Origin of the sequence: Streptomyces sp. NPDC024017 (assembly GCF_040638895.1) — a bacterium.
Lineage (GTDB): Bacteria > Actinomycetota > Actinomycetes > Streptomycetales > Streptomycetaceae > Streptomyces.
In genome coordinates, this window is the sequence record NZ_JBEZYZ010000003.1 from 283,883 (window position 1) to 305,544 (window position 21,662).

Below are 21,662 nucleotides of genomic sequence, written 5' to 3' on the forward strand. Positions count from 1 at the left end.
AAGCGTCCCCGGATGCAGCCCACCACCCCACACACCACCGACAGCGAGGGGCAGTACCGCAGATGACCACCACCGAGGCCCGGCCCACGGACCGCAAGCCGCCACAGCTCGTGGACATGTCCTGGGATCCGATCACGCGGATCATCGGCAACCTGGGCATCTACACGAAGATCGACTTCGCCAACCGGGAAGTCGTCGAATGCCACAGCACCTCGTCGCTGTTCCGCGGCTACTCGGTGTTCATGAAGGGCAAGGACCCGCGCGACGCGGGCTTCATCACGTCCCGGATCTGCGGCATCTGCGGCGACAACCACACCACCTGCTCCGACTACGCCCAGCAGATGGCCTACGGAGTCAAGCCGCCCCCGCTGGCCGAGCACATCGTCAACCTCGGCGAGGCCGCCGAGTACATGTTCGACCACACGATCTTCCAGGACAACCTGGTCTTCGTGGACTTCTGCGAGGCCATGGTCAAGGCCACCAACCCCGGTGTGCTGGCCCGCGCCGAGCGCACCGAGGCGCCCCGCGGCGAGATCCACGGCTACCGGACGATCGCCGACATCATGAAGGCCTTCAACCCCTTCGAGGGCGAGGTCTACAAGGAGGCCCTGAAGGTCAGCCGGGTCACCCGCGAGATGTTCTGCCTGATGGAGGGGCGGCACGTCCACCCCTCCACGCTGTACCCGGGCGGCGTCGGCACGATGCCGCAGCCGACCGTCTTCACCGACTACCTCAGCCGCCTCATGCGGGTCATCGACTTCGTGAAGAAGGCCGTCGCCATGAACGACGACGTCTTCGACTTCTTCTACGAGGCGCTGCCCGGCTACGAGGAGGTCGGCCGCCGCCGCACCCTGCTGGGCTGCTGGGGCGCCTTCCAGGACCCCAAGGTCGTCGACTACCGCTACGAGACGATGAACACCTGGGGCAAGGCGATGTACGTCACCCCGGGCATCATCGTCGACGGCGAACTGGTCACCAACAACCTCGTCGACATCAACCTCGGCCTGCGCATCATGCTCGGCAGCTCCTACTACGAGGACTGGGTCAACGAGCAGCCCTTCGTCACCCACGACCCGCTCGGCAACCCCGTCGACATGCGCCACCCGTGGAACCAGACCACCGTCCCGGTGCCGCAGAAGCGCGACTTCGACGACAAGTACAGCTGGGTGATGAGCCCCCGCTGGTTCGACCAGCGCACCGGCGACCACCTCGCCCTCGACACCGGCGGCGGCCCCCTCGCCCGCCTGTGGTCGACCGCGCTGAGCGGCCTGGTGAACACCCCGTACATCAAGTCCACCGGCCACAGCGTGCGCATCTCCCTGCCCAAGGGCGAGTCCCTGCCGGAGACCACCCTGGAGTGGCGCATCCCGCAGTGGAGCAACACCATCGAACGCGACCGCGCCCGGCCGTACTTCGTCGCCTACGCGGCCGCCATGGCCCTGCAGTTCATCGAAGAGGCCATGGGCATGGTGCGCGCGGGCGAGACCAAGGTGTTCGAGAACTACGAGGTGCCCGACGAGGCGATCGGCTGCGGCTTCCACGAGGCGGTGCGCGGTGTCCTCTCCCACCACCTGGTGATCAAGGACAAGAAGATCGCCAACTACCACCCGTACCCGCCCACCCCGTGGAACGCCAGCCCCCGCGACATGTACGGCACCCCCGGCCCGTACGAGGACGCCGTCCAGGGCCAGCCCATCTTCGAGGAGAACGGGCCGGACGACTTCAAGGGCGTCGACATCATGCGCACCGTCCGCAGCTTCGACCCCTGTCTGCCGTGCGGTGTGCACATGTACGTCGGCAAGGGCAAGACGCTGACGACCCTGCACTCGCCGACCTACGGGGCGAACCATGGCTGAGGCCGCCACGGAGCGGCTGGCCGACCCGGACGTCGAGGCCCGCCTCGGCCGGCTCGACGAACTGCTGGAAAGCCTGGAGTCCGCCCCCGGCCCCACGACACGCTCCGCGACCCAGGCGGTGGCACTGCTGACCGAGGTCTACGGCGAGGCCCTGGCCCGCGTCCTGGACCACGCGGACGAGCAGCTCGCCGAACGCCTCGCCGAGGACGAGCTGCTCGGGCACCTCATGGTGCTGCACGACATCCACCCCGAGCCCGCCGAACGCCGGGCGGCCCGCGCGGTCGAACGGCTGCGGCCCGCCGTGCAGGAACGCGGCGGTGACGTGGAGTGGGCCGGGGTGGAAGGCCAGGTCGCCCGGGTGCGTCTGACCACGGGCGGCAGCGGATGCGGGTCCGGCTGCGGCGGCGGAGGTTCCGAGGTCACCGACGCGGTCCGCGCGGCGGTGCTCGCGGTGGCGCCCGAGCTGACGGCGGTGGAACCCCTGACCGAGACGGCCCCCGCCTTCGTACCGCTGACCACGCTGACGCACCGGGGCGCACCGTGACCACCGAAGGAGCGCTGGCCCGCCTCATCCGCTCCTCGGCCGACCGCACGGCGGCGGCCGAGCGGGAGGTGTGCGACCTGTGCGCCGCACCGGTCGCCGACGAGCACGCCCACCTGTACGACACCGGCCAGGAGGAGGTGCGCTGCGTCTGCGGCCCCTGCTCGGTGCTGTTCGCCGACGCGGCGGCGGGGGACGGCCAGTACCGGCTCGTGCCCCGGCGCCGGCTCCGGCTGCCCAAGGTCGACACGGCCGTGCTGGGCGTACCCGTCGGCCTGGTCTTCTTCGTGCCCCGGGCGGACGGCACCGTCACCGCCGAGGGCCCGAGCCCCGCGGGAGCCATGCGGTGGGAGGTGGACGCGGCGGCCTGGCAGCAGCTGGCCGAGACGTGTCCGCAGCTCGCAACCGTGGAACCCGAGGTGGAGGCCCTCCTGGTGAACACCGTCCACGGCCTCGACGAGCACTGGATCGTGCCGGTCGACGACTGCTACCGGATGATCGCCGTCGTTCGCCGGGAGTGGCGCGGCATGTCCGGCGGCGGCCGGATCTGGCCCGCCCTCGAGCAGTTCTTCGAGGACCTCACCGAGCGGCCATAGCCACGCACTCCGCAGGTCGGAGGCGAGGAAGGAGAGCACCCCATGGGCAACATCAGAGTGGGCCGGCCCCAGGCGAAGCCCGACACGCCCGGGCACGTCGCGGGCATGCACCAGGGAAACAAGGGTCCGCGCGAGCGGCAGAAGGGCCACCACGAGGACGGCACCGCCGACGCGCGCCGCTCCACGGGGATCCACTGGAAGCGGCATGACGCCCTCGCGGAGACCATGCCGAACATCTCGCCGGGATGAACACCGTGATGAGAACGAGCAGGGAGTCGCCGCAATGAAACGAGTACGCAGACCCGTCGCGCGCAGGCGGGGCGGGATGAGCGGGCAGCGGGTGCTGAAGGCCGAGGCCGTCCTGGTGGGCGGTGTGGCACTGGCACTGCTGTGCTGGGAGTGGCCCAGCCTGAGGCGCGAGGTGCGGATCTGGCGGATGTCCGGCGGATTCCGCGCCGGCAACCGCTACCCGTGAGCCGGCCGTGCACGAACTGTCGATCGCGACCGCGATCATCGAGCGGGCCGACGAGCTGGCCCGGGCGGACGGGACGGACGCCGTCTCGAAGGTGACCGTCCGGGTCGGCGAGCTGGCGGGCGTCGTCCCCGACGCCCTCGGTTTCGCCTTCGAGGTGGCCCGTGACGGCACCGCCCTCGCGGGGGCCCACCTCGTGGTCGAGCAGATCCCCGCGCAGGCCTGGTGCGGCCCGTGCGCCGAGGAGTTCCCGGTGGGCATGCCCCCGTTCTTCTGGTGCCCGCGCTGCGACCAGCCCTCCAGCGACCTGCGCAGCGGCCGTGAGCTGGAGATCGCCGGGATCGAACCGGTACCGGCGTAGACAGGCCGGTACCGGCATGGACAGGGAAGGGCCCCGCCGATACGTCGGCGGGGCCCTTCGCCCTCCTCCGGCCGGCAGATGCGCGGCAGGTCAGCAGATGCGCGGCAGCTGCTCCCCGAGCGGCAGATCCACCACCCGTGTCCCGCCGAGCCCGGTGGCGACCACCACCATCCCGGGATGCTCGGCGACGCACTCGCCGATCAGCGTGGCCCCGGCACCCTGCGGATGGGCCCGCATCGCAGCCAGGACCTCCTCCGCCTGCGACGGGGGCACGAAGGCGACGAGCCGCCCCTCGTTGGCGACGTACAGCGGGTCGAGCCCGAGGAACCCGCAGGCGTTCGCCACCGCGTCCGGCACCGGGATGGCCCGCTCCCGCAACCGGACACCGGTCCCGGAGGCACGGGCGATCTCGTTGAGGGACGCGGCCAGGCCACCCCTGGTGGGGTCGCGCAGCACATGGATGTCCGGAGTGACGGCCAGCATGGCCGCCACCAGATCCGCCAGCGGCGCGGTGTCGCTGGCGATCTCCACCCCGAACTCCAGCCCTTCCCGCACGCTCATGATCGCCACGCCGTGCAGCCCGATCGGACCGCTGACGACGACCACGTCGCCGGGCCGTGCACGCTGGGGCCGGATGTCCACCCCGTCGGGCACGAGCCCCACCCCGGCGGTGGTGACGTACACCCCGTCGCCGTGCCCGGACTCCACCACCTTGGTGTCACCCGTGGCGATCGTGACGCCGGCGGTCTCGGCGGCCGCCCCCATCGCGCGCGCGATCCGCTCGACGACCGTCAGCTCCACGCCCTCCTCCAGGACGAAGGCCGCGGACAGGTAGGCGGGTTTCGCGCCGCTCATCGCGAGGTCGTTGACGGTGCCGTTGACCGCGAGGTCGCCGAGGCAGCCGCCGGGGAAGAACAGCGGCCGGACCACGTAGGAGTCGGTGGAGAAGGCCAGCCGCGCGCCGCCCAGTTCGAGGACGGCGGAGTCGGCGAGACCGGACAGGGTGGCGTTGCCGTAGGCAGGGGTGAAGATCTGCTCCATCAGCTCCGCCGACAGCGCGCCCCCTCCGCCGTGGCCCATGACCACCACCCCCTGGTCGCGCAGCGGTGCGGGGCAGGTCCAGTTGGCCGGGTCGACCACGTCGGCGAGTCGCTCAGGCAAGGGGAGCCACCTCCTGCGGTGCGGCGGTGCCGGCCTGCGGCGCCGCGGTGTTCATCCGGCGGTAGAGGTAGTAGGCCGCGCAGGCGCCCTCGCTGGAGACCATGGTGGCGCCGAGCGGGGTGCGCGGGGTGCAGGTGGTGCCGAACGCGGCGCACTCGGTCGGCTTGATCAGGCCCTGGAGTACTTCGCCGGCACGGCACTCGGCGGGCTCCTCGGTACGGATCCCGCTGACGTCGAAGCGCTGCTCGGCGTCGTACGCGCGGAAGGCGTCGGTCAGCCGCCAGCCGCTGGTGGGAATCCGCCCGATGCCCCGCCAGGACCGGTCGGTGACCTCGAAGACCTCCTCGATCATGCGCACCGCGGCCGGGTTGCCCTCCTCGCGCACGGCACGCGGGTAGGCGTTCTCGACCCGGTGCTCACCGCGCTCCAGCTGGCGGACCGCCCGGCGGATGCCCTCCAGGATGTCCAGCGGCTCGAAGCCGGTCACCACCATCGGCACGCGGAACCGCTCGGCCAGCTCCGGGTACTCGGCCATCCCCATCACGCTGCACACGTGCCCGGCGGCCAGGAAGCCCTGCACCCGGCACTCGGGCGCCGTCATGATCGCCTCGATGGCCGGAGGCACCCGCACATGCGACACCAGCAGGCTGAAGTTGGACAGGCCCAGCCGGCGCGCCTGGTGCACGGCCATCGCGTTGGCCGGGGCGGTGGTCTCGAAGCCGATCGCGAAGAACACCACCTCCCGGTCCGGGTTGCGGCGGGCCAGCTCCAGGGCGTCGAGCGGCGAGTACACCACCCGCACGTCGCCGCCCTCGCCCTTGACCCGGAACAGGTCGCGGTCGGTGCCCGGCACCCGGAGCATGTCGCCGAAGGAGCAGAAGATCACCCCGGGCCGTGAGGCGATCTCCAGTGCCTTGTCGATGACCTCAAGCGGCGTGACACAGACCGGACAGCCGGGACCGTGGATCAACTCCACCTGTTCGGGCAGCAGTTGGTCGATGCCGTGCCGGATGATCGAGTGGGTCTGCCCGCCGCACACCTCCATCAGGGCCCAGGGCCGGGTGGCGGTGGCGCGGATCTCGTCCAGCAGGCGTCGCGCCAGCTGGGGGTCGTTGAACTCGTCGATGTATTTCACCGGGCCTCACTCCCGCCGTCCTGGGGCTCCGTCACCGCGGCGCCGCCCGCCTCCTTGGCCGCCTGTTCCCAGGCGTCCCCGAACTCCTCCTCCAGCAGCCCCAGTTCCTCGAACAGCTTCAGGGAGGCCAGGGCCGACTCCTCGTCCAGACGCTGGAGCGCGAAACCGACGTGCACGATGACGTACTCACCCACCTTGACGTCGGACACGTACTCCAGGCACGCCTGTTTCTGCACGCCGCCGAAGTCGATCAGCCCGGTGAGCGGGTCGGCACTGTCGTCGATGGCCACGACCTTGCCGGGCACTGCCAAACACATGGGTCACTCCTCCTGTCGTAGGTGCGCCGCGACCACCAGCTGGCCTAGGGCCAGCCCGCCGTCGTTGGGCGGGACTTCGCCGTGCCGGAGCACCGCGAAGCCGTCTTCGGTCAGCAGCCGCGCGCACTCCTCCTCCAGCAGCGCGTTGGCGAACACCCCGCCGCTGAGGGCGACGCAGGTCAGGCCGGTGTCCTGACGCGCCCGCCGGCAGATCTCCGCCACGGCCCGCGCCACCGCACGGTGGAAACGGGCCGCGAGCACGGCGGCCGGGGTGCCGCGCCGCAGATCGGCGACCAGTGCACTCAGCACGGGCGCCGGGTCGAGCCCGCGGGCGAAGGTGTACGCCGACGTGTCGGCGCCCCATGCCGACGTGGCCGCCGCCTCCAGCTCCAGCGCGGCCTGCGCCTCGTACCCCGCGCGATGGCACACGCCCACGAGCGACGACACGGCGTCGAAGAGGCGGCCCATGCTGGAGGTCGCCACACAGGCCAGGCCGCCGGTCAACTGCTTTTCGAGAACGGACAGTTCGTCCGGCAGGCAGGCGGTCACACAGGGCAGGTCCGTGTCCCACGGCAGTCCCGCCGCCCACAGCCGGGCCAGGGCGAGACGGCACGGGTTGGCCACGCCCGCGTCGCCGCCGGGCAGCGGGGCGGGGGACAGGTGGGCGTAGCGCCGGAAGCCGCCGTAACCGGCGAGGAGGATCTCGCCGCCCCAGACGGTGCCGTCGGTTCCGTAGCCCGTGCCGTCGAAGGCGACGCCGATCACGGGGGTGGTGCCGTCGAGGCCGTGCTCGGCCATCGCGGAGGCGATGTGCGCGTGGTGGTGCTGGACCAGCACGGGGGCGTGCCCGGCCAGTCGGGCGGCCCACCGCGTCGAGTGGTACCCGGGGTGCCGGTCGGCGGCGACCAGCTCGGGGCTCACGCCGGTCAGCCCCCGCAGGTGCGTGTCCGCCCGGCGGGCCGCCTCCAGGGTGGCCAGGTCGCCCATGTCGCCGATGTGCGGGCCGAACCAGGCCTGATCGCCCTCGCCGAGGCACAGTGCGTTCTTCAGGTCGCCGCCCACGGCGAGGGCGGGCCGCACCGGGACCGGCAGCCGCAGCGGGCGGGGCACATACCCCCGGGACCGGCGCAGCACCTGCTCGGTGCCGTCGGGCCGCACCCGCAGCAGGGAGTCGTCGCAGGGCGAGGCGATGGGCCGGTCGTGGGCGAGCCAGGCGTCGGCCAGCCCGGCAAGCCGGGTGAGCGCCTCGTCGTCGTCCGTGACGATCGGTTCCCCGGATCGGTTGCCGCTCGTCATGACCAGCACACGCGGGCCGGGCGGGTCACCGGGCAGGCCGAACAGCAGGGTGTGCACGGGCGTGTAGGGGAGCAGCACGCCGAGGTGCGGGCTGCCGGGGCAGACGCCGGGTGCGAGGCCGTTCGCCTCCGCGCGCCGGCGCAGCAGGACGATGGGGCGCCGCGAGCTGGTGAGGGCAGCCCGTGCGGACGCGGGGAGCTCGGCGATCCGCCGTACTTCGTCGAGGTCGGCGCACATCACCGCGAACGGCTTGCCCCCGCGTGCCTTGCGGGCGCGCAGGGTGTCGACTGCGCGTGCGTCGGTGGCGTCGCAGGCCAGGTGGTAGCCGCCGAGGCCTTTGACGGCGACGATCCGTCCGGCGGCCAGCAGCGCCCGCGCCGACGCCAGGGCCTCGGCATCCCGGGCCGGCCGGACCCCGCTCCCGCACGCCCGCACCAGGCGCAGCCGAGGACCGCAGTCCGGGCAGGCCACGGGCTGGGCGTGGAAGCGGCGGTCCAGGGGGTCGCCGTACTCCCGGGCGCACTCGCCGCACATCGGGAAGGCGGTCATGGTCGTGGCCACCCGGTCGTACGGCATGCCGGTGGCGATGGTGAAGCGGGGGCCGCAGTGCGTGCAGGTGACGAACGGGTGCCGGTGCCGGCGGTCGGCCGGATCGCCCAGCTCCCGCAGGCAGTCCGGGCAGGTCGCCGTGTCGGGCGGGAGCAGGGTGCTGCCGGGGGAACGGTCGGTGGAGCGGATGCCGAAGGCGTCGTCGGCGCCGGTGGCGGGCAGGTCCTCGACCCCGACGCCGGTGACGGTGGCCAGCGGCGGAGGCTCCTTGGCCAGCCGGTCGCAGAAGTCGGCGACCCCGTCCGGCGGCCCCTCCACCTCGATGAGGACACCGCCGGCCGTGTTGCTCACGAAGCCCGCGAGCCCGAGGTCGGTGGCGAGGCGGTGCACGAAGGGGCGGAAGCCCACGCCCTGCACGGTGCCGCGCACGGTGACACGCCGGCGCACCGCCCGGGTGGCGGGCGCTGTCACGAGACGAGGCCGGCTTCGGCGCCCTCGTGCGTGTGGGTGTGCGGGCGGGGCGCCAGGGGAGGCCGGTGGACGGGGGCCCCGTCCCGGACGGCGAGGACCCGTTCCAGGAGTGCGTCGACGCCGGCGCCGGTACGGGCGCAGGACCGCACCACCTCCACCCCCGGGTTGACCCGCTGGACGTTCGCCTCGAAGGCCGACTCGTCGAACCCGGCCGGCTCGGCCAGATCCGTCTTGGTCAGCACCACCAGATGGGCGGACCCGAAGGCCGTGGGGTACTTCAGCGGCTTGTCCTCGCCCTCCGTCACCGCCATGAGCACGATCCGCAGGCTCTCGCCGAGGTCGTAGGACGCGGGGCAGACGAGGTTGCCGACGTTCTCCACGAACAGCAGCGACGTGCCCTCGGGCAGCCAGCTCTCCACGTGGCCGCGCAGCTGCCGCGCCTCCAGGTGGCACAGCCCGTCCGTCAGCAGTTGTTTCACCGGGGCTCCCGACCGGGCCAGCCGGTCGGCGTCGTTCTCGGTGGCCAGGTCGGCCGTGAGCGCGGCCACCGGCAGGCTCCGCTCCACGGCCCTGGCCAGCATCCGCCCGAGCAGTTCCGTCTTGCCGCTGCCGGGGCTGGACAGCAGGTTGACCACGCTCACCGCGCGCCGGGCCAACTCCTCACGCAGGTCCGCGGCCAGACCGTCGTTCTTCGCCAGGACGGCCTGAGTGACCTCGTCCACGGAATCGCACATGGGCGCCGCTCCTCGCGGGTCGGTAGGGAAATCGTTCCGCTACCGATCCTCCGCGCCGCCGCTCACCGTGCCCGGCAGCCCGGCCGACGACAGGGCTGCGGATTCGTCCGGGCGGCTCAACGGGGGCGTGGCCGCCGGGTCGGCGAGGAGCACCGGCACCATGGTGTGCAGCGCCGCGACGGCCCGCCCGACCGCCTCGCGCACCGTCGCGCTGATGCCCGGGGCGATGTCCTCGTCGGCGGGCGCCCGCAGCTCCGGCTCGCAGGCCAGGACCAGGACGCGGGGGAGCGGCTCGTCGCCCAGGTGGGCGGCCAGGGCGAGGACCTTCGCCGGATCCATGCCGTGTGCCTCGGGCGGGGCGCCCGCCGTGGAGCCGTCGGGCAGGTCCGGCTCGATCAGCGACAGCGCGCCCGGCTCATGCCCCCGCACGGCCGCGTCGACCAGGACGGCCGTGTCGTAGCCGTCGAGCAGCTCGTACGCCAGGTCCATGCCGCGGATGCCGAAGTCCCGCACCCGCACCTGTGGCGGCAGCGGGTGCTGGTCCAGGGCGCGGATCACCTCGGGGCCGAAGGCGTCGTCCGCGAGGAAGATGTTGCCGACCCCCGCCACGAGCAGCCGCGCGCTCATCGCGCGTCTCCGGTGGCCAGCGGCCGGGCGGAGCCGTTCGGGAGCTTGCGGACGAAGGCGGAGCGCAGCGCGTGGTAGGGCGCCTCGGGGTCGAAGAAGACGGCGCGCATACGGGCGAGTTCGGAGCGCCGGTATTCGGCGAGGGGCCGCTGGAGCTCGTCCGCGTGACGGGACGTGGCCTTGGCGGTGATCCGGCGCGGGAGATCCGGATCGGCGGCCAGGTCGGCGGCCAGGCGCTCGACCTCGGTGCCGAACTCCCGCGCAGCGACCGGCACCAGACGGTCCACCAGCCCGATCCGCTCGGCCGTCGCGGCGCTCACCGGCAGCGCCTCGGTCGTCAGCCGCTCGGCCGTCTCGGCGCCCACCCGGCGGGGCAGCGAGTACGTCCAGTACTCCGACCCGTACAGGCCCATGTTCCGGTAGTGCGGGTTGAGGACGCTGCCCGTGCGGCACCAGACCTCGTCGGCGGCCAGGGCGAGCATGACGCCGCCGGCCGCCGCGTTGCCGCCGAGGGCCGCCACCACCAGCCGGTCGGTGGTGCGCAGCACCGCCTCGACCACGTCGTCCATGGCGTTCAGGTTGGACCAGGACTCGCCCGCCGGGTCGCTCGACGCCTCGATGACGTTGAGGTGGATGCCGTTGGAGAAGAAGTCGCGGGCGCCGCCGAGCACCAGCACCGAGGTGGGGCGGGTCAGGGCGTAACGCCAGGCGGCGAGCAGCCTGCGGCAGTGGGTGGTGCTCATGGCCCCGCCGGGGAACGAGAAGCTCAGGAAGCCGATGTGACCGCGCTGCCGGTAGCGGATGTCGGTCCAGGTGGTGCGGCCCGGGGGCAGTTCGAGCGGGGCGGCGATCTCGGGCAGCCAGTACGGGCGGTCGTTCGAACCCGGCATGCCCGGGCCGCTGCCGGGCGGGGCCGGGAAACCGGAGAGCACCGAGGCGGCCGGGCGGCGGAACGGTGCAGGGTCGCCGGAGCTCTTGCGGGGGCGCAGCTCCGGGATCCACACCGCGCCGTCCCGGGTGGCCCGGCAGACCGCGCCGGCCCGGGTCGCGAGCAGTTCCCCGGGCTCCCCGCGCAGCCGGTCCTCGGGGTGCCCGCCGTGCAGGAACACCTCCCGGTCGCAGATCTCGTCCCGGACGCCCGGCTGTGAGTCGGCCCCGCGGAGCTTGCGCAGCACCGTCGCCGTGCTGTCGTTCTCCCAGTCGATCCGCCGCTGCTCCTGGCGGAAGAAGTCCCGCCACACGACGTGGATCCCGGGTTCGCTCTGCGGGCGCGGTTTGTACGACCCGTCGGCGTAGCGCCGCACGGCCAGCAGCACGGCGGCCGTGGCGGCGTCCGCCACCTCGTTGCGGTACATGTCGCTCTTGCCCGCCGGGGGCAACGGGAAGGTGCCGTCCGCCCACACGTCACCCGCGTCCATGGCCGCCTCGGCCTGGAGCACCGTCACGCCCCACTCGGACGCCTCCTCGGCGATCGCCCAGTCCAGCGACGACGGGCCCCGGTCACCGGGTGGCCCCGGGTGCACGACCAGGCAGGTGTGCTCCTGCCACACGTCCTCCGGCAGGGCCGACTTCAGCATCGGGGCGACGATCAGCTCCGGGCACACCTCGCGTACGGCGGCCCGGACGGCGTCGGGGCCGTGCGAGGCGAGCACGACGTCCACGTGGTGCCCCTCGTCCGACAGTTCGGCGAACACACGCTGGGACAGGCTGTTGAACGCAGTGGCGACGAGCAAGATGTCCATGACATCGCATGGTCGTCCGTCGAGGGAGGGCCGTGAAGGACCACGGCGGCGTTTCGCGGTCCTCAACCGCTTCCGGCCGAACGAGTACGTTCTGCGGTGATCACCCGGCGCAGCGGGACTCCGGTCCCCCTTGCCCGGGCCGCACGCCTGGCGCACGCTGTTCGTATGGGTACGCAAGACGGCCCTACGCTCATCAACTCCGTCCAGCGGGCCATGCGGCTGCTGGAGGCGGTGAGCGCGCACGGGAACGGCGCGCCGGCCAAGCAGCTGGCGCGCGAGACGGGCCTGCCCCTGGCGACCGCCTATCACCTGCTGCGGACCCTGGTGCACGACGGGTACGTGCGGAAGCTGGACGACGGCGGGTTCGTCCTCGGCGACAAACTCCAGACCCTGCAGTCCACGGGACGTGCGCAGGCGCTGCTCAGCCGCGTCCGGCCCACCCTCGCCGCGCTGCGGGACGAGCTCGCGACCGCCGCCTACCTCACCTTCTACGAGGACGGCGAGATCCGGGTCGCCGAGATCGTCGACGGCCCCGGCACCCCCCGCGTCGATCTCTGGGTGGGCTTCGAGGACGCGGGGCACGCCACCGCACTGGGCAAGGCCGTACTGCGGGAACTGGACGAGGAGGCCCGCCAGGACTACCTCTCCCGTCACGACCTCGCCGACCTCACCCCGCGGACGATCACCAGCCTGCCGGAACTGCTCCGGCGGCTGGAGACCCCGCCCCTGGCCCCGGCCGTCACGGACCTGGAGGAGTACGCCGTCGGCACGGTCTGCGTCGCCGTCCCGGTCTACAGCGGGGACACGCTCGGCTCCCTGGGTGTCTCGCTGCCGTCGAACCGGCTCTCCCGGCTGCCGGAGATCCGCGAGCGGCTGCTCCCGACCGCGAGCCGCGTGACCAGGAGCCTCTCGTTCACTATCTGAAAATCCGCTTCTTGCCGGTGACCCCGCTCACCCCGTTCTCTGGATAAAGCAGACATTTCAGGGACGTGCCCCGGCACAGGTGAGGACTGATACACCAACATGAGCCAAGCCCGAGACCATGGCGTCGACCACCGGCCGGCAGGGCCGTTCGGCAACCGAGCGGCCGGTTCCAGGGCTTCGGCCCGCAGGCGCGCCATCACGCAGCTCGCCGCCGGAACACCCCTCCTGCCCGTCCTGGTCGTCGCCCTCGTCGTGTCCGTCGACCTCGTCGGCGGAGCGGGGATGATCTGGCTGCCCCTGCTGGCGGCCGGGCCCGCCCTGGCGGCCACGACCAACGGGCCGCGCGGGGTTGTCTGCATCGGCTTCCTCGCCGCGGCGCTCGGTGTGACACTCGGGCTCCGGGACGGAGTGCCGTTCCGGGAACTGTCCGCCGTGCTGTCTGCCCTGGCCGCCGTCACCCTCGCGAGCGGCCTGGCCAGCACCCTGCGCGGGCGCCGGGAACGGGTGCTCGCCGCCGTCCGCTCGGTCGCCGAGACCGCCCAGCACGCACTGCTCAGGCCCGTGCCGTCGACCGTCGGGCCGTTCCAGGCGGCCGTCCGCTACAGCGCGGCGGCGGCCGAGGCCCGTATCGGCGGGGACCTGTATGCGCTGATACCCACCCCGCACGGGGTGCGGCTGATCGTCGGCGACGTGCGGGGCAAGGGGCTGCCCGCCGTCGGGACCGCTGCCCTGGTGCTCGGTGTCTTCCGCGAGGCCGCCCACGACGAAGCCGACCTCCTCGCCGTGGTCGACAGGATCGAGCGGAGCCTCGCCCGCAACCTCGGACACGACGACTTCGTCACCGCCGTGGTCGCCGGATACCCGCGGGCAGGGCATCTGGAGGTGGTGAACTGCGGGCACGCGCCCCCGCTGCTGGTGCGCGCCTCCGGCAGCATCACCGCGGTGGAGCCCACCCACCCGGCCCCGCCCCTCGGACTGCGCGCCCTCACCGGCCACACCCCCGGGCTCCAGGCGCTCCCCTTCGACGACGGCGACCAACTGCTGCTCTACACCGACGGGGTCACCGAAGCCCGCGACGGCGGCCGCGCCTTCTACCCCCTCACCGAGGGCCTGAAGCGCCATGTCTCCCACGAGCCGGCCCACACCGTCGGCGCGCTCCACGACGAACTGCTGGCACACGTGGGCGGGCGGCTGCACGACGACGCGGCCCTGCTCCTCATCCGCAAGCCGACCGCACGCCCCGCCGAGGCGGAGGCCCCCGGGGCGAGCGATCTCGGCCCGGCCGCTCCCGACCCGGTGCGCGAGGCGAGGTGCTGCTCATGAGAGCCGCGGCGGCCGGGCCGGGTCACGCCTCGCGCAGGTCCTTGACCCGGCGGAGTTTGCCGAGGGAGCGCTCCAGGGTCTCGGGTTCGACGATCGTCACGTCGGCGGTGATGCCGATGCCGTCCTTGACGGCCTTCGCGATCGTCCCGGCCGCGGCCTCGCGCTGCTCGGGGCCGGTGCCGGGACGGGTCTCGACACGGACGGTCATGTGGTCCAGGCGGCCGCGCCGGGTCAGCTGGATCTGGAAGTGCGGGGCGACGCCGGGCGTGCGCAGCACGATCTCCTCGATCTGGCTGGGGAAGACGTTCACGCCGCGCAGGATGATCATGTCGTCGCAGCGGCCGGTGATCTTCTGGATGCGGCGGAACGCGGGCCGGGCCGTGCCGGGCAGCACCCGGGTCAGATCACGGGTGCGGTAGCGGACGACCGGCAGGGCCTCCTTGGTCAGGGACGTGAAGACCAGCTCGCCCTCCTCGCCCTCGGGCAGCACCTCGCCCGTGATCGGGTCGACGACCTCGGGGTAGAAGTGGTCCTCCCACACGTGCAGCCCGTCCTTGGTCTCCACGCACTCCTGGGCCACACCGGGGCCGATCACCTCGGAGAGGCCGTATATGTCGACGGCGTGGATGTCCGTCCGCTCCTCGATCTCGCGGCGCATCTCCTCCGTCCACGGCTCGGCCCCGAAGACGCCCACCCGCAGACTGCTGTCGCGCGGGTCGAGGCCCTGACGCTCGAACTCGTCGAGCAGCGTGAGCATGTAGGAGGGGGTGACCATGATGATCTCGGGCCGGAAGTCCTGGATGATCTGCACCTGGCGCGCGGTCATGCCCCCGGAGGCCGGGATCACCAGACAGCCGGCGCGCTCCGCGCCGTAGTGCGCGCCGAGGCCGCCGGTGAACAGCCCGTACCCGTAGGAGATGTGCACCTTGTGCCCCGGGCGGCCGCCGGCGGCGCGGATCGAGCGGGCGACGAGGTCCGCCCACATCGACAGGTCGTTCTCCGTGTAGCCGACCACCGTGGGGCGGCCGGTGGTGCCGCTGGAGGCGTGTACGCGCCGCACCTGGTCCATGGGGACGGCGAACATCCCGAACGGGTAGGTGTCCCTCAGATCGGCCTTCGTGGTGAAGGGGAAGCGGGACAGGTCCTCCAGCGAGTGGCAGTCGTCGGGGGAGACCCCGGCCGCGTCGAACTTCTTCCGGTACGCCTCCACGTTCTCGTAGGCGTGCCGCAGGCTGCGGCACAGACGGTCGAGCTGGAGTTCCCGCAACTGCTCGCGCGTCAGGCGTTCACCGTCGTCGAGCAGGTCGTGGGGGAGGGGCTCGCCGCGTCGCTGCCCCGTCGGCTCCGGAGCCCGGGAGGCCGTCGTCTCACTGGTCATTCGCACTCCTCGGGCCTCGTGCCGGCGATGCTGCGGCTGCGGCCCCGGAACTCCGCGATCACCTCGTCGCCCCGCCGGACGCTCACGTCGTAGAGGCCGCTGCGCCCGTACCGGGTGCGCTCCTCGGCGCGCGCGACCAGCTCGTCGCCCTGGTGCGCCGGGGCCACGAAGGTGATGTCCGCGCCCGCCGCGACCGTCACCGGGCCGTGGCTGTTGCAGGCGCAGGCGAAGGCGCTGTCGGCGAGCAGGAAGACGTAGCCGCCGTGGGCGATCCCGTGCCCGTTCACCATCGCCGGAGTCACGGTCATCCGCAGCACGGCGGTCCCTTCGCCCTGCTCCAGGAGCTCGATCCCGAGCCCGCGGGAGGCCTCGTCCGCGGCGAACATCGCCTCCGCGGGTGGCGTCGCATCAGCGGTATGGGTCACTTCTCGCACCACCTCATAGCCCGACCGAACATTCGGTTAGCCTCGGTGTCGCCATGTAATCCAGCCGCCCGGACGCGTGTCAAGGGTCCAGGACTTGCCCGGGGGTCTTACCAAGGCGCTCCGGCTTGTCCTACCATGGACCGAACGAATGGTCGGTTGGGAAGTGGGACGGATGGATACGACACGCTCCAGCCCCGCGGGGACGGACGGCGCCGAGCCGGTTCTCCAGCAGCACTTCGACGCGACGATCGCGCGGGACCAGCGGATCGAGCCGCGCGACTGGATGCCGGAGGGCTACCGGAAGACACTGATCCGGCAGATCGCGCAGCACGCGCACTCGGAGATCATCGGCATGCAGCCGGAGGGCGAGTGGATCACCCGCGCGCCGTCGCTGCGCCGCAAGGCCATTCTGTTCGCGAAGGTCCAGGACGAGGCCGGGCACGGGCTGTACCTGTACTCGGCGGCGGAGACGCTGGGCGCCGACCGCGCGGATCTGACCGGGCGCCTGATCGAGGGCCGCCAGAAGTACTCGTCGATCTTCAACTACCCGACGCTGAGCTTCGCGGATGTCGGGGTGATCGGCTGGTTCGTGGACGGCGCCGCGATCTGCAACCAGGTGCCGCTGTGCCGCTCGTCCTACGGGCCCTACGCGCGCGCCATGGTGCGGATCTGCAAGGAGGAGTCGTTCCACCAGCGGCAGGGCTACGAGCTGCTGATGGCGATGATGCGGGGCACCGCCGCCCAGCGCGAGATGGTGCAGGACGCGGTGGACCGCTGGTGGTGGCCGTCGCTGATGATGTTCGGCCCGCCCGACGAGGCCTCGCCCAACTCCGCGCAGTCCATGGCCTGGAAGATCAAGCGGCACAGCAACGACGAGCTGCGTCAGCGTTTCGTCGACATGACCGTCCCGCAGGCCGACAAGCTCGGCGTGACGCTCCCGGACCCGGAGCTCCGCTGGAACGAGGAGCGGGGCCGCCACGACTTCGGCACGCCCGACTGGGACGAGCTGATGCGGGTCATCAAGGGCGACGGCCCGTGCAACGACCAGCGGATGGAACGGCGCCGCACGGCCCATGAGGAGGGCGCCTGGGTGCGCGAGGCGGCCACCGCCCACGCCGCCAAGCAGGCCGCCCGCGAGCGGAAGGGAGCGGTGGCATGACCGCCGACAAGCAGGACTGGCCGCTGTACGAGGTGTTCGTACGCGGCAAGCGCGGGCTGAACCACGTCCACGTGGGATCGCTGCACGCCGCCGACGACCGCATGGCGCTCACCCACGCCCGCGACCTGTACACCCGGCGCAACGAGGGCGTCTCGATCTGGGTCGTGCGCTCGGAGCACATCGCCGCCTCCACCCGCGACGAGAAGGACCCCTTCTTCGAGCCCAGCGCCGACAAGGTCTACCGGCACCCGACCTTCTACGACATCCCCGAAGACGTCCCGCACATCTGAAGGAGAGGGCATGAGCGACGACCACGTCTACATGACCCTCGCCGAGGGACACGAGGACGACACCCGCTGGGCCTACGGCACCGGCTTCGAGGACCCCCTGCACGGCGTCGACACCACGGTGCCCGGCGGAGTGGACGCCGGTGAACTGGCCGCCCTGTGCGTCACCCTGGCCGACGACGCCCTGGTCTCGGCGCAGCGGCTGGCCGAGTGGACCACCCGCGCCCCCGAACTGGAGGAGGAGGTGGCGCTGGCCAACATCGGGCTCGACCTGCTCGGCCAGGCCCGCCTGCTCTACTCCCGCGCGGGCCAGGTCGACGGCACCGGCCGCGACGAGGACGCCTTCGCCTACTTCCGCGACGCCGGCGACTTCCGCAACGTACGCCTGGCCGAACTCCCCAACGGCGACTTCGCGTTCTCGATGGTGCGGCTGCTGGTGTTCGCCAGCTGGCGCCTCGCGCACTTCGAGCGGCTCACCGCACACCGCGACCCGGTGCTCGCGGCGATCGCCGCCAAGGGCGTGAAGGAACTGACGTACCACCGCCAGTACGCGGCCGAGTGGGCCGTGCGTCTCGGCGACGGCACGGAGGAGTCGCACCGCCGGATGCGCAGGGCGCAGGAGCAGGTGGCGCCCTACCTGGGCGAGCTGTTCACGGCGTTCGACGTCCGGGACGAGGTCGTCGCCGTGCTGCGCCAGGTCACCGAGGCGGCCGGACTGCCCATGCCCGTCTACCGCCCGCTGCCCGGCTCGGGCCGCACCGGGGACCACACCGAGCATCTCGCCCCGCTGCTGGCCGAGTTGCAGGCAGTGGCCCGCGCGCACCCGGAGGCGACATGGTGACGACAGCCCTGGACGCGCGGCGGGCCCGGCACATCGCCGAGCAGGTGCCCGACCCCGAACTGCCCATGCTCACCCTGGCCGACCTCGGAGTGCTGCGCGAGGTGTCGCTGAGCCCGGACGGCACGGTGGTCGCGAGCCTGACCCCCACCTACTCGGGCTGCCCGGCCATGGCGGAGATGCGCGCCGGCGTGGCAGCCCGGCTGCGGGACGCCGGGTACGCGCACGTGGAGATCCGCACGGTCCTCGACCCGCCCTGGAGCAGCGACTGGATCACGGCGGCCGGCCGCCGCAAGCTCGCCGAGCACGGCATCGCCCCGCCCGGGGCCGTGCCTGCGCGAGCGGCCGGTCCGGTCCCGCTCGTGCTGTCGCCTTCCCGCCGCTCGGTGCCCTGTCCTCGCTGCGGCCATCCCGACACCGAGGAGACCTCCCGCTTCGGCGCCACGTCCTGCAAGTCCCTGTGGCGCTGCCTCGCCTGCCGCGAGCCGTTCGAGTACGTCAAGGAGATCTGATGGAGGACCTGATGGAGCCGGCCCCCGCCCCGGCGGCCCGCCCGCGTGCCCGCCGACGTCCGGTCTTCCACCCCCTGCGGGTCGCGGCCGTGCAGCCGCTGTGCGAGGACGCGGCGGCCGTGAGCTTCGACATCCCGGCCGAGCTGGCCGAGGAGTTCACCTTCGCGCCCGGCCAGTCGCTCACCCTGCGCCGCGACATCGACGGACGCGACGAGCGCCGCTCGTACTCGATCTGCGCTCCCGCCGGCACGGCGCCGCGCATCGGCGTCCGCGTGGTGCCGGGCGGCCTGTTCTCCTCCTGGCTGGTGAACGACGTACGCCCCGGGGACACCGTCGAGGTGATGGCACCCACCGGTGCCTTCACCCCCGACCTCACCTCCCACGGCCACCACGTCCTGATCGCGGCCGGCTCCGGCATCACGCCCATGGTCTCCATCGCCGAGTCCGTCCTGGCCGCCGACTCCCGTTCACAGGTCACCCTCCTCTACGGGAACCGCCGTACCGGCACGGTGATGTTCGCCGACGAACTCGCCGACCTGAAGGACCTCTACCCGACGCGGTTCCAGCTCTCCCACGTCCTCTCCCGCGAGCCCCGCGAGGCCGAGGTGCTCTCCGGCCGCCTCGACGCCGAGCGGCTCTCCGCACTCGTCGACGCGCTGGTCGACGTGGAGTCCGCCGACCACTGGTGGCTGTGCGGCCCGCACGGCATGGTCCGCGCCGCCCAGCAGGTCCTCACCGGCCTCGGCGTGCCCGCCGACCGCGTCCACCAGGAGCTCTTCTACGCCGACGACGAGCCCGTACGCGAGGTCCACCACGCCGAGACAGGCCCCTCAGGCCCGGTCAGCCAGGTCACCGTCACCCTCGACGGCCGGTCGACCACCTCCGCTCTGCCCCGGGAGCGGTCCATCCTCGAAGGCGCCCAGCAGACCCGCCCCGACCTGCCCTTCGCCTGCAAGGGCGGTGTCTGCGGCACCTGCCGCGCCCTGGTCACCGACGGCAAGGCCGACATGCGCCGCAACTTCGCCCTCGAACCGTCCGAGGTCGACGCGGGCTACGTCCTCACCTGCCAGTCGTTCCCGGTGTCCGAGGCACTGACGGTGGACTTCGACACCTGAGCCCGATCCCCCGACCGGTGCGTCGGCCTGCGGCCCCAGGCTGGGGCCGGCGCTTCGACCCAGCGGCTGGTCGCTCGTCGACAGGTGCCTGTCACTCGTTCTTGGAACGGGACGCGCAGAGCGTTACAGGGGGTGCGTTCCCCGGTCGGCGCGCAGGACCCGCAACGCCGTGAGGGCCACGTGGAGTTCGGTGCGGCGGTCGCCGGATTCGAGGTCGGTGTCGAGGAGGCGTTCGATGGTGCGCAGACGCTGGTACATGGTCTCCCTGGACAGGCCGCCGCGACGGGCAGCCGTGGTCTTGTTGCCGGCGGCGTCGAGGTAGTGCCCCAGGGTCGTCAGCAGGTCGGTGCCGTGCCGGGTGTCGTGGTCGATGAGCCGGCCCAGCCGGCGTTCCGTGTAGTCCTGGATCCGGGTGTCCTCACGCAGCGCGTACAGCAGCCGGCGCAGGTCGATGTCCGGCAGCTCGTGGAAGGAACGGTCCGCGGGCAGGGCCTGGCCGGGCGGGGTGGCCTCTATGACCCGGGCCGCCTCCCGGAAGGAGCGTGCGGTGTCGGCGAGATCCGCGACCTCCGAACCGATGCCGACGATCGCCTCCGGGGCCAGCGTCAGCGCGGTGCGGCTCAGCCGTTCGGCCACGGGCCGCCAGGGCTGGGCAGGGCGCAGGGCCAGCAGGACGCCGAGGCGGCCGGGGGAGAGTTCGCCGACCAGGGCCGGGACGCCGGCCGACCTCAGCTCCCGGTGCAGCCGGGTCTCCGGCTCGGTGCCCTCCCCGCCGGGGCCCAGGTCCACGAGGATCGCCAGGAAGACACCGGCCTCCGTGGGCAGGCCCAGCGCGGCGCAGCGGGCGCGGACGTCCTCGGCGGAGTGGTGGCGCTGCTCCGCCAGCTCCCGCAGGGCGTTGCGGTGTGCCGTGTGCTCCCACGGCGTGGAGTGGATGAGCCGGGCCACGGTCAGGGCCATCGCCGTGCGCTCCAGGACGGTGATGTGCTCCGGCCCGAAGGCCGGCCCGTCGGCGGGCAGCATGGCCAGACGCCCCCAGCGTTCACCCTGGTAGGAGACGGGCGCGGTGAGCCAGCCCTCCGGGCCGCCCACCTCGGTGTGGTCGCCGGGCGCGGCCGCCCGGGAGCGCCGCTCCCAGTCCGCGAGTGCCTCCTCCACCGTGCTCCCCGAGGGCTCGCAGATCAGCGCCTGGTGCACCAGGTTCTCCAGCACGACCGTCCGGCCGCTCATCTCCGCCGCCGCGCGCACCACGTCCTCCGGCCCCGCCCCGCGCAACGTCAGGGCCGTGAACGCCTCGTGGATCCGCTGGGTACGCCGCATCGCGTCGGCCTGGCTGCCGAGGATCAGCGCGTGCACGACCTGGGTGACCTCCAGGAAGTTGACGTCCCGGGCGAGCGTGACCAGCGGCAGACCGCGGGCCCGGCAGGCCTGCACGAGGGCGTCGGGCGGCCGGTGGTAGCGCCGTACGAGTTCGATGACCAGGGCGGCCGCCCCCACCTCGGTCAGTTCGTCGACGTACCGGCGGACACCCGCCGCGTCCTCGGGCAGCGGCATGCCCGTGGTGAGGACCAGCTCGCCGCCCTTGAGGAAGGAGGCCGGGTCCGTCAGCTCGGTGATGTGCACCCAGCGCACCGGCCGGTCCAGCTGGGCCAGTCCCGTGACGACCTGGGGCTGTCCGGCGGCCAGGACCGGCAGGGCGAGGACGTCGGCGAGGGTCGGTGCGCGACCGGTCGGCCCCGGTGCCCGGTCGGTCGTCGGGTGATGATCGTCCACGGTGCCTCCCTGCCTGCCCGGTCACTCTGACAAGCGGCACTGACCTGCGCAAGAGCTGTCAACGGGAGAG

The 21,662-nt window shown here is 72.7% G+C and carries 23 protein-coding genes; 13 read left to right on the plus strand and 10 right to left on the minus strand.

Annotated features, from left to right (window positions below; genetic code table 11):
• Positions 1-62: 62 nt before the first annotated feature.
• Genes AB0G20_RS09585 through hypA form a run of 6 tightly spaced genes read left to right on the plus strand, consistent with a single transcriptional unit; the run spans position 63 to position 3,826 of the window.
• Entirely contained in the window at positions 63-1,856 is a 1,794-nt protein-coding gene (locus AB0G20_RS09585) for a nickel-dependent hydrogenase large subunit (protein WP_031142140.1), read from the plus strand.
• Positions 1,849-2,400, plus strand: coding sequence for a NifU family protein (locus AB0G20_RS09590; protein WP_361298424.1), 552 nt, complete (start codon positions 1,849-1,851; stop codon positions 2,398-2,400). Before AB0G20_RS09585 ends, AB0G20_RS09590 begins: the two co-directional genes overlap by 8 nt.
• On the plus strand, positions 2,397-2,993 hold the full coding sequence (locus AB0G20_RS09595; protein WP_361298427.1) for a DUF5947 family protein: 597 nt from the start codon (positions 2,397-2,399) through the stop codon (positions 2,991-2,993). Before AB0G20_RS09590 ends, AB0G20_RS09595 begins: the two co-directional genes overlap by 4 nt.
• A 42-nt stretch (positions 2,994-3,035) precedes the next feature.
• Positions 3,036-3,242 (plus strand): hypothetical protein, encoded by a 207-nt coding sequence (locus AB0G20_RS09600; protein WP_361298430.1) that lies wholly within the window; start codon positions 3,036-3,038, stop codon positions 3,240-3,242.
• 34 nt (positions 3,243-3,276) lie between these two features.
• Positions 3,277-3,468, plus strand: coding sequence for a hypothetical protein (locus tag AB0G20_RS09605; RefSeq protein WP_361298433.1), 192 nt, complete (start codon positions 3,277-3,279; stop codon positions 3,466-3,468).
• Positions 3,469-3,475: 7 nt separating this feature from the next.
• On the plus strand, positions 3,476-3,826 hold the full coding sequence (gene hypA, locus AB0G20_RS09610) for a hydrogenase maturation nickel metallochaperone HypA (protein ID WP_031111009.1): 351 nt from the start codon (positions 3,476-3,478) through the stop codon (positions 3,824-3,826).
• 90 nt (positions 3,827-3,916) lie between these two features.
• Here the strand turns inward: hypA and hypE are convergent, their stop codons facing one another.
• From hypE to AB0G20_RS09645, 7 genes are read right to left on the minus strand one after another with little or no spacing between them, the layout of a single operon-like run.
• The gene (gene hypE / locus AB0G20_RS09615; protein ID WP_361298436.1) at positions 3,917-4,987 is read right to left on the minus strand and encodes a hydrogenase expression/formation protein HypE; all 1,071 of its coding nucleotides are present in this window, start codon (positions 4,985-4,987) and stop codon (positions 3,917-3,919) included.
• A complete protein-coding gene (hypD, locus tag AB0G20_RS09620; RefSeq protein ID WP_361298439.1) occupies positions 4,980-6,122 on the minus strand; it encodes a hydrogenase formation protein HypD in 1,143 nt (380 codons plus the stop codon). Before hypD ends, hypE begins: the two co-directional genes overlap by 8 nt.
• Positions 6,119-6,439, minus strand: a complete 321-nt coding sequence (locus tag AB0G20_RS09625) for a HypC/HybG/HupF family hydrogenase formation chaperone (protein ID WP_361298442.1) — start codon at positions 6,437-6,439, stop codon at positions 6,119-6,121. The genes hypD and AB0G20_RS09625 overlap by 4 nt, the downstream gene beginning before the upstream one ends.
• 3 nt (positions 6,440-6,442) lie before the next feature.
• Entirely contained in the window at positions 6,443-8,755 is a 2,313-nt protein-coding gene (hypF, locus tag AB0G20_RS09630; protein WP_361298445.1) for a carbamoyltransferase HypF, read from the minus strand.
• Positions 8,752-9,489, minus strand: a complete 738-nt coding sequence (gene hypB / locus AB0G20_RS09635; protein WP_361298448.1) for a hydrogenase nickel incorporation protein HypB — start codon at positions 9,487-9,489, stop codon at positions 8,752-8,754. The genes hypF and hypB overlap by 4 nt, the downstream gene beginning before the upstream one ends.
• A gap of 39 nt (positions 9,490-9,528) precedes the next feature.
• Positions 9,529-10,116 carry a hydrogenase maturation protease gene (locus AB0G20_RS09640; RefSeq protein ID WP_361298451.1) on the minus strand — a complete coding sequence of 196 codons (588 nt, stop codon included), beginning with the start codon at positions 10,114-10,116 and terminating at the stop codon, positions 9,529-9,531.
• Entirely contained in the window at positions 10,113-11,858 is a 1,746-nt protein-coding gene (locus AB0G20_RS09645) for an enoyl-CoA hydratase-related protein (RefSeq protein ID WP_361298454.1), read from the minus strand. The genes AB0G20_RS09640 and AB0G20_RS09645 overlap by 4 nt, the downstream gene beginning before the upstream one ends.
• Before the next feature lie 165 nt (positions 11,859-12,023).
• On the opposite strand from AB0G20_RS09645, the gene AB0G20_RS09650 reads away from it, so the two are divergent.
• Both AB0G20_RS09650 and AB0G20_RS09655 read left to right on the plus strand, forming a co-directional pair.
• A complete protein-coding gene (locus tag AB0G20_RS09650; protein ID WP_361298457.1) occupies positions 12,024-12,782 on the plus strand; it encodes an IclR family transcriptional regulator in 759 nt (252 codons plus the stop codon).
• A 99-nt stretch (positions 12,783-12,881) separates the two neighbouring features.
• The gene (locus tag AB0G20_RS09655; RefSeq protein ID WP_361298460.1) at positions 12,882-14,105 is read left to right on the plus strand and encodes a PP2C family protein-serine/threonine phosphatase; all 1,224 of its coding nucleotides are present in this window, start codon (positions 12,882-12,884) and stop codon (positions 14,103-14,105) included.
• 22 nt (positions 14,106-14,127) lie between these two features.
• Here the strand turns inward: AB0G20_RS09655 and paaK are convergent, their stop codons facing one another.
• Together paaK and paaI are read right to left on the minus strand one after the other, a co-directional pair.
• Positions 14,128-15,483, minus strand: coding sequence for a phenylacetate--CoA ligase PaaK (gene paaK / locus AB0G20_RS09660; protein WP_361298463.1), 1,356 nt, complete (start codon positions 15,481-15,483; stop codon positions 14,128-14,130).
• Positions 15,480-15,869, minus strand: coding sequence for a hydroxyphenylacetyl-CoA thioesterase PaaI (gene paaI, locus AB0G20_RS09665; protein ID WP_361299365.1), 390 nt, complete (start codon positions 15,867-15,869; stop codon positions 15,480-15,482). Before paaI ends, paaK begins: the two co-directional genes overlap by 4 nt.
• A 211-nt stretch (positions 15,870-16,080) precedes the next feature.
• Here paaI and paaA point away from each other — a divergent pair, with 211 nt between their 5' ends.
• The 5 genes from paaA to paaE are packed head-to-tail and all read left to right on the plus strand — an operon-like array spanning position 16,081 to position 19,819.
• Positions 16,081-17,067 (plus strand): 1,2-phenylacetyl-CoA epoxidase subunit PaaA, encoded by a 987-nt coding sequence (paaA, locus tag AB0G20_RS09670; protein ID WP_361298466.1) that lies wholly within the window; start codon positions 16,081-16,083, stop codon positions 17,065-17,067.
• Positions 17,064-17,357 (plus strand): 1,2-phenylacetyl-CoA epoxidase subunit PaaB, encoded by a 294-nt coding sequence (paaB, locus tag AB0G20_RS09675; protein ID WP_030844556.1) that lies wholly within the window; start codon positions 17,064-17,066, stop codon positions 17,355-17,357. The genes paaA and paaB overlap by 4 nt, the downstream gene beginning before the upstream one ends.
• A gap of 10 nt (positions 17,358-17,367) precedes the next feature.
• Positions 17,368-18,195 (plus strand): 1,2-phenylacetyl-CoA epoxidase subunit PaaC, encoded by an 828-nt coding sequence (gene paaC / locus AB0G20_RS09680; protein WP_361298470.1) that lies wholly within the window; start codon positions 17,368-17,370, stop codon positions 18,193-18,195.
• Positions 18,189-18,704, plus strand: coding sequence for a 1,2-phenylacetyl-CoA epoxidase subunit PaaD (gene paaD, locus AB0G20_RS09685; protein ID WP_361298473.1), 516 nt, complete (start codon positions 18,189-18,191; stop codon positions 18,702-18,704). Before paaC ends, paaD begins: the two co-directional genes overlap by 7 nt.
• 11 nt (positions 18,705-18,715) lie before the next feature.
• Positions 18,716-19,819 (plus strand): 1,2-phenylacetyl-CoA epoxidase subunit PaaE, encoded by a 1,104-nt coding sequence (gene paaE, locus AB0G20_RS09690; RefSeq protein ID WP_361299368.1) that lies wholly within the window; start codon positions 18,716-18,718, stop codon positions 19,817-19,819.
• A gap of 123 nt (positions 19,820-19,942) precedes the next feature.
• On the opposite strand, the gene AB0G20_RS09695 is transcribed toward paaE, so the two are convergent.
• Positions 19,943-21,592 (minus strand): PucR family transcriptional regulator ligand-binding domain-containing protein, encoded by a 1,650-nt coding sequence (locus AB0G20_RS09695; RefSeq protein ID WP_361298476.1) that lies wholly within the window; start codon positions 21,590-21,592, stop codon positions 19,943-19,945.
• Between the last annotated feature and the right edge of the window lie 70 nt (positions 21,593-21,662).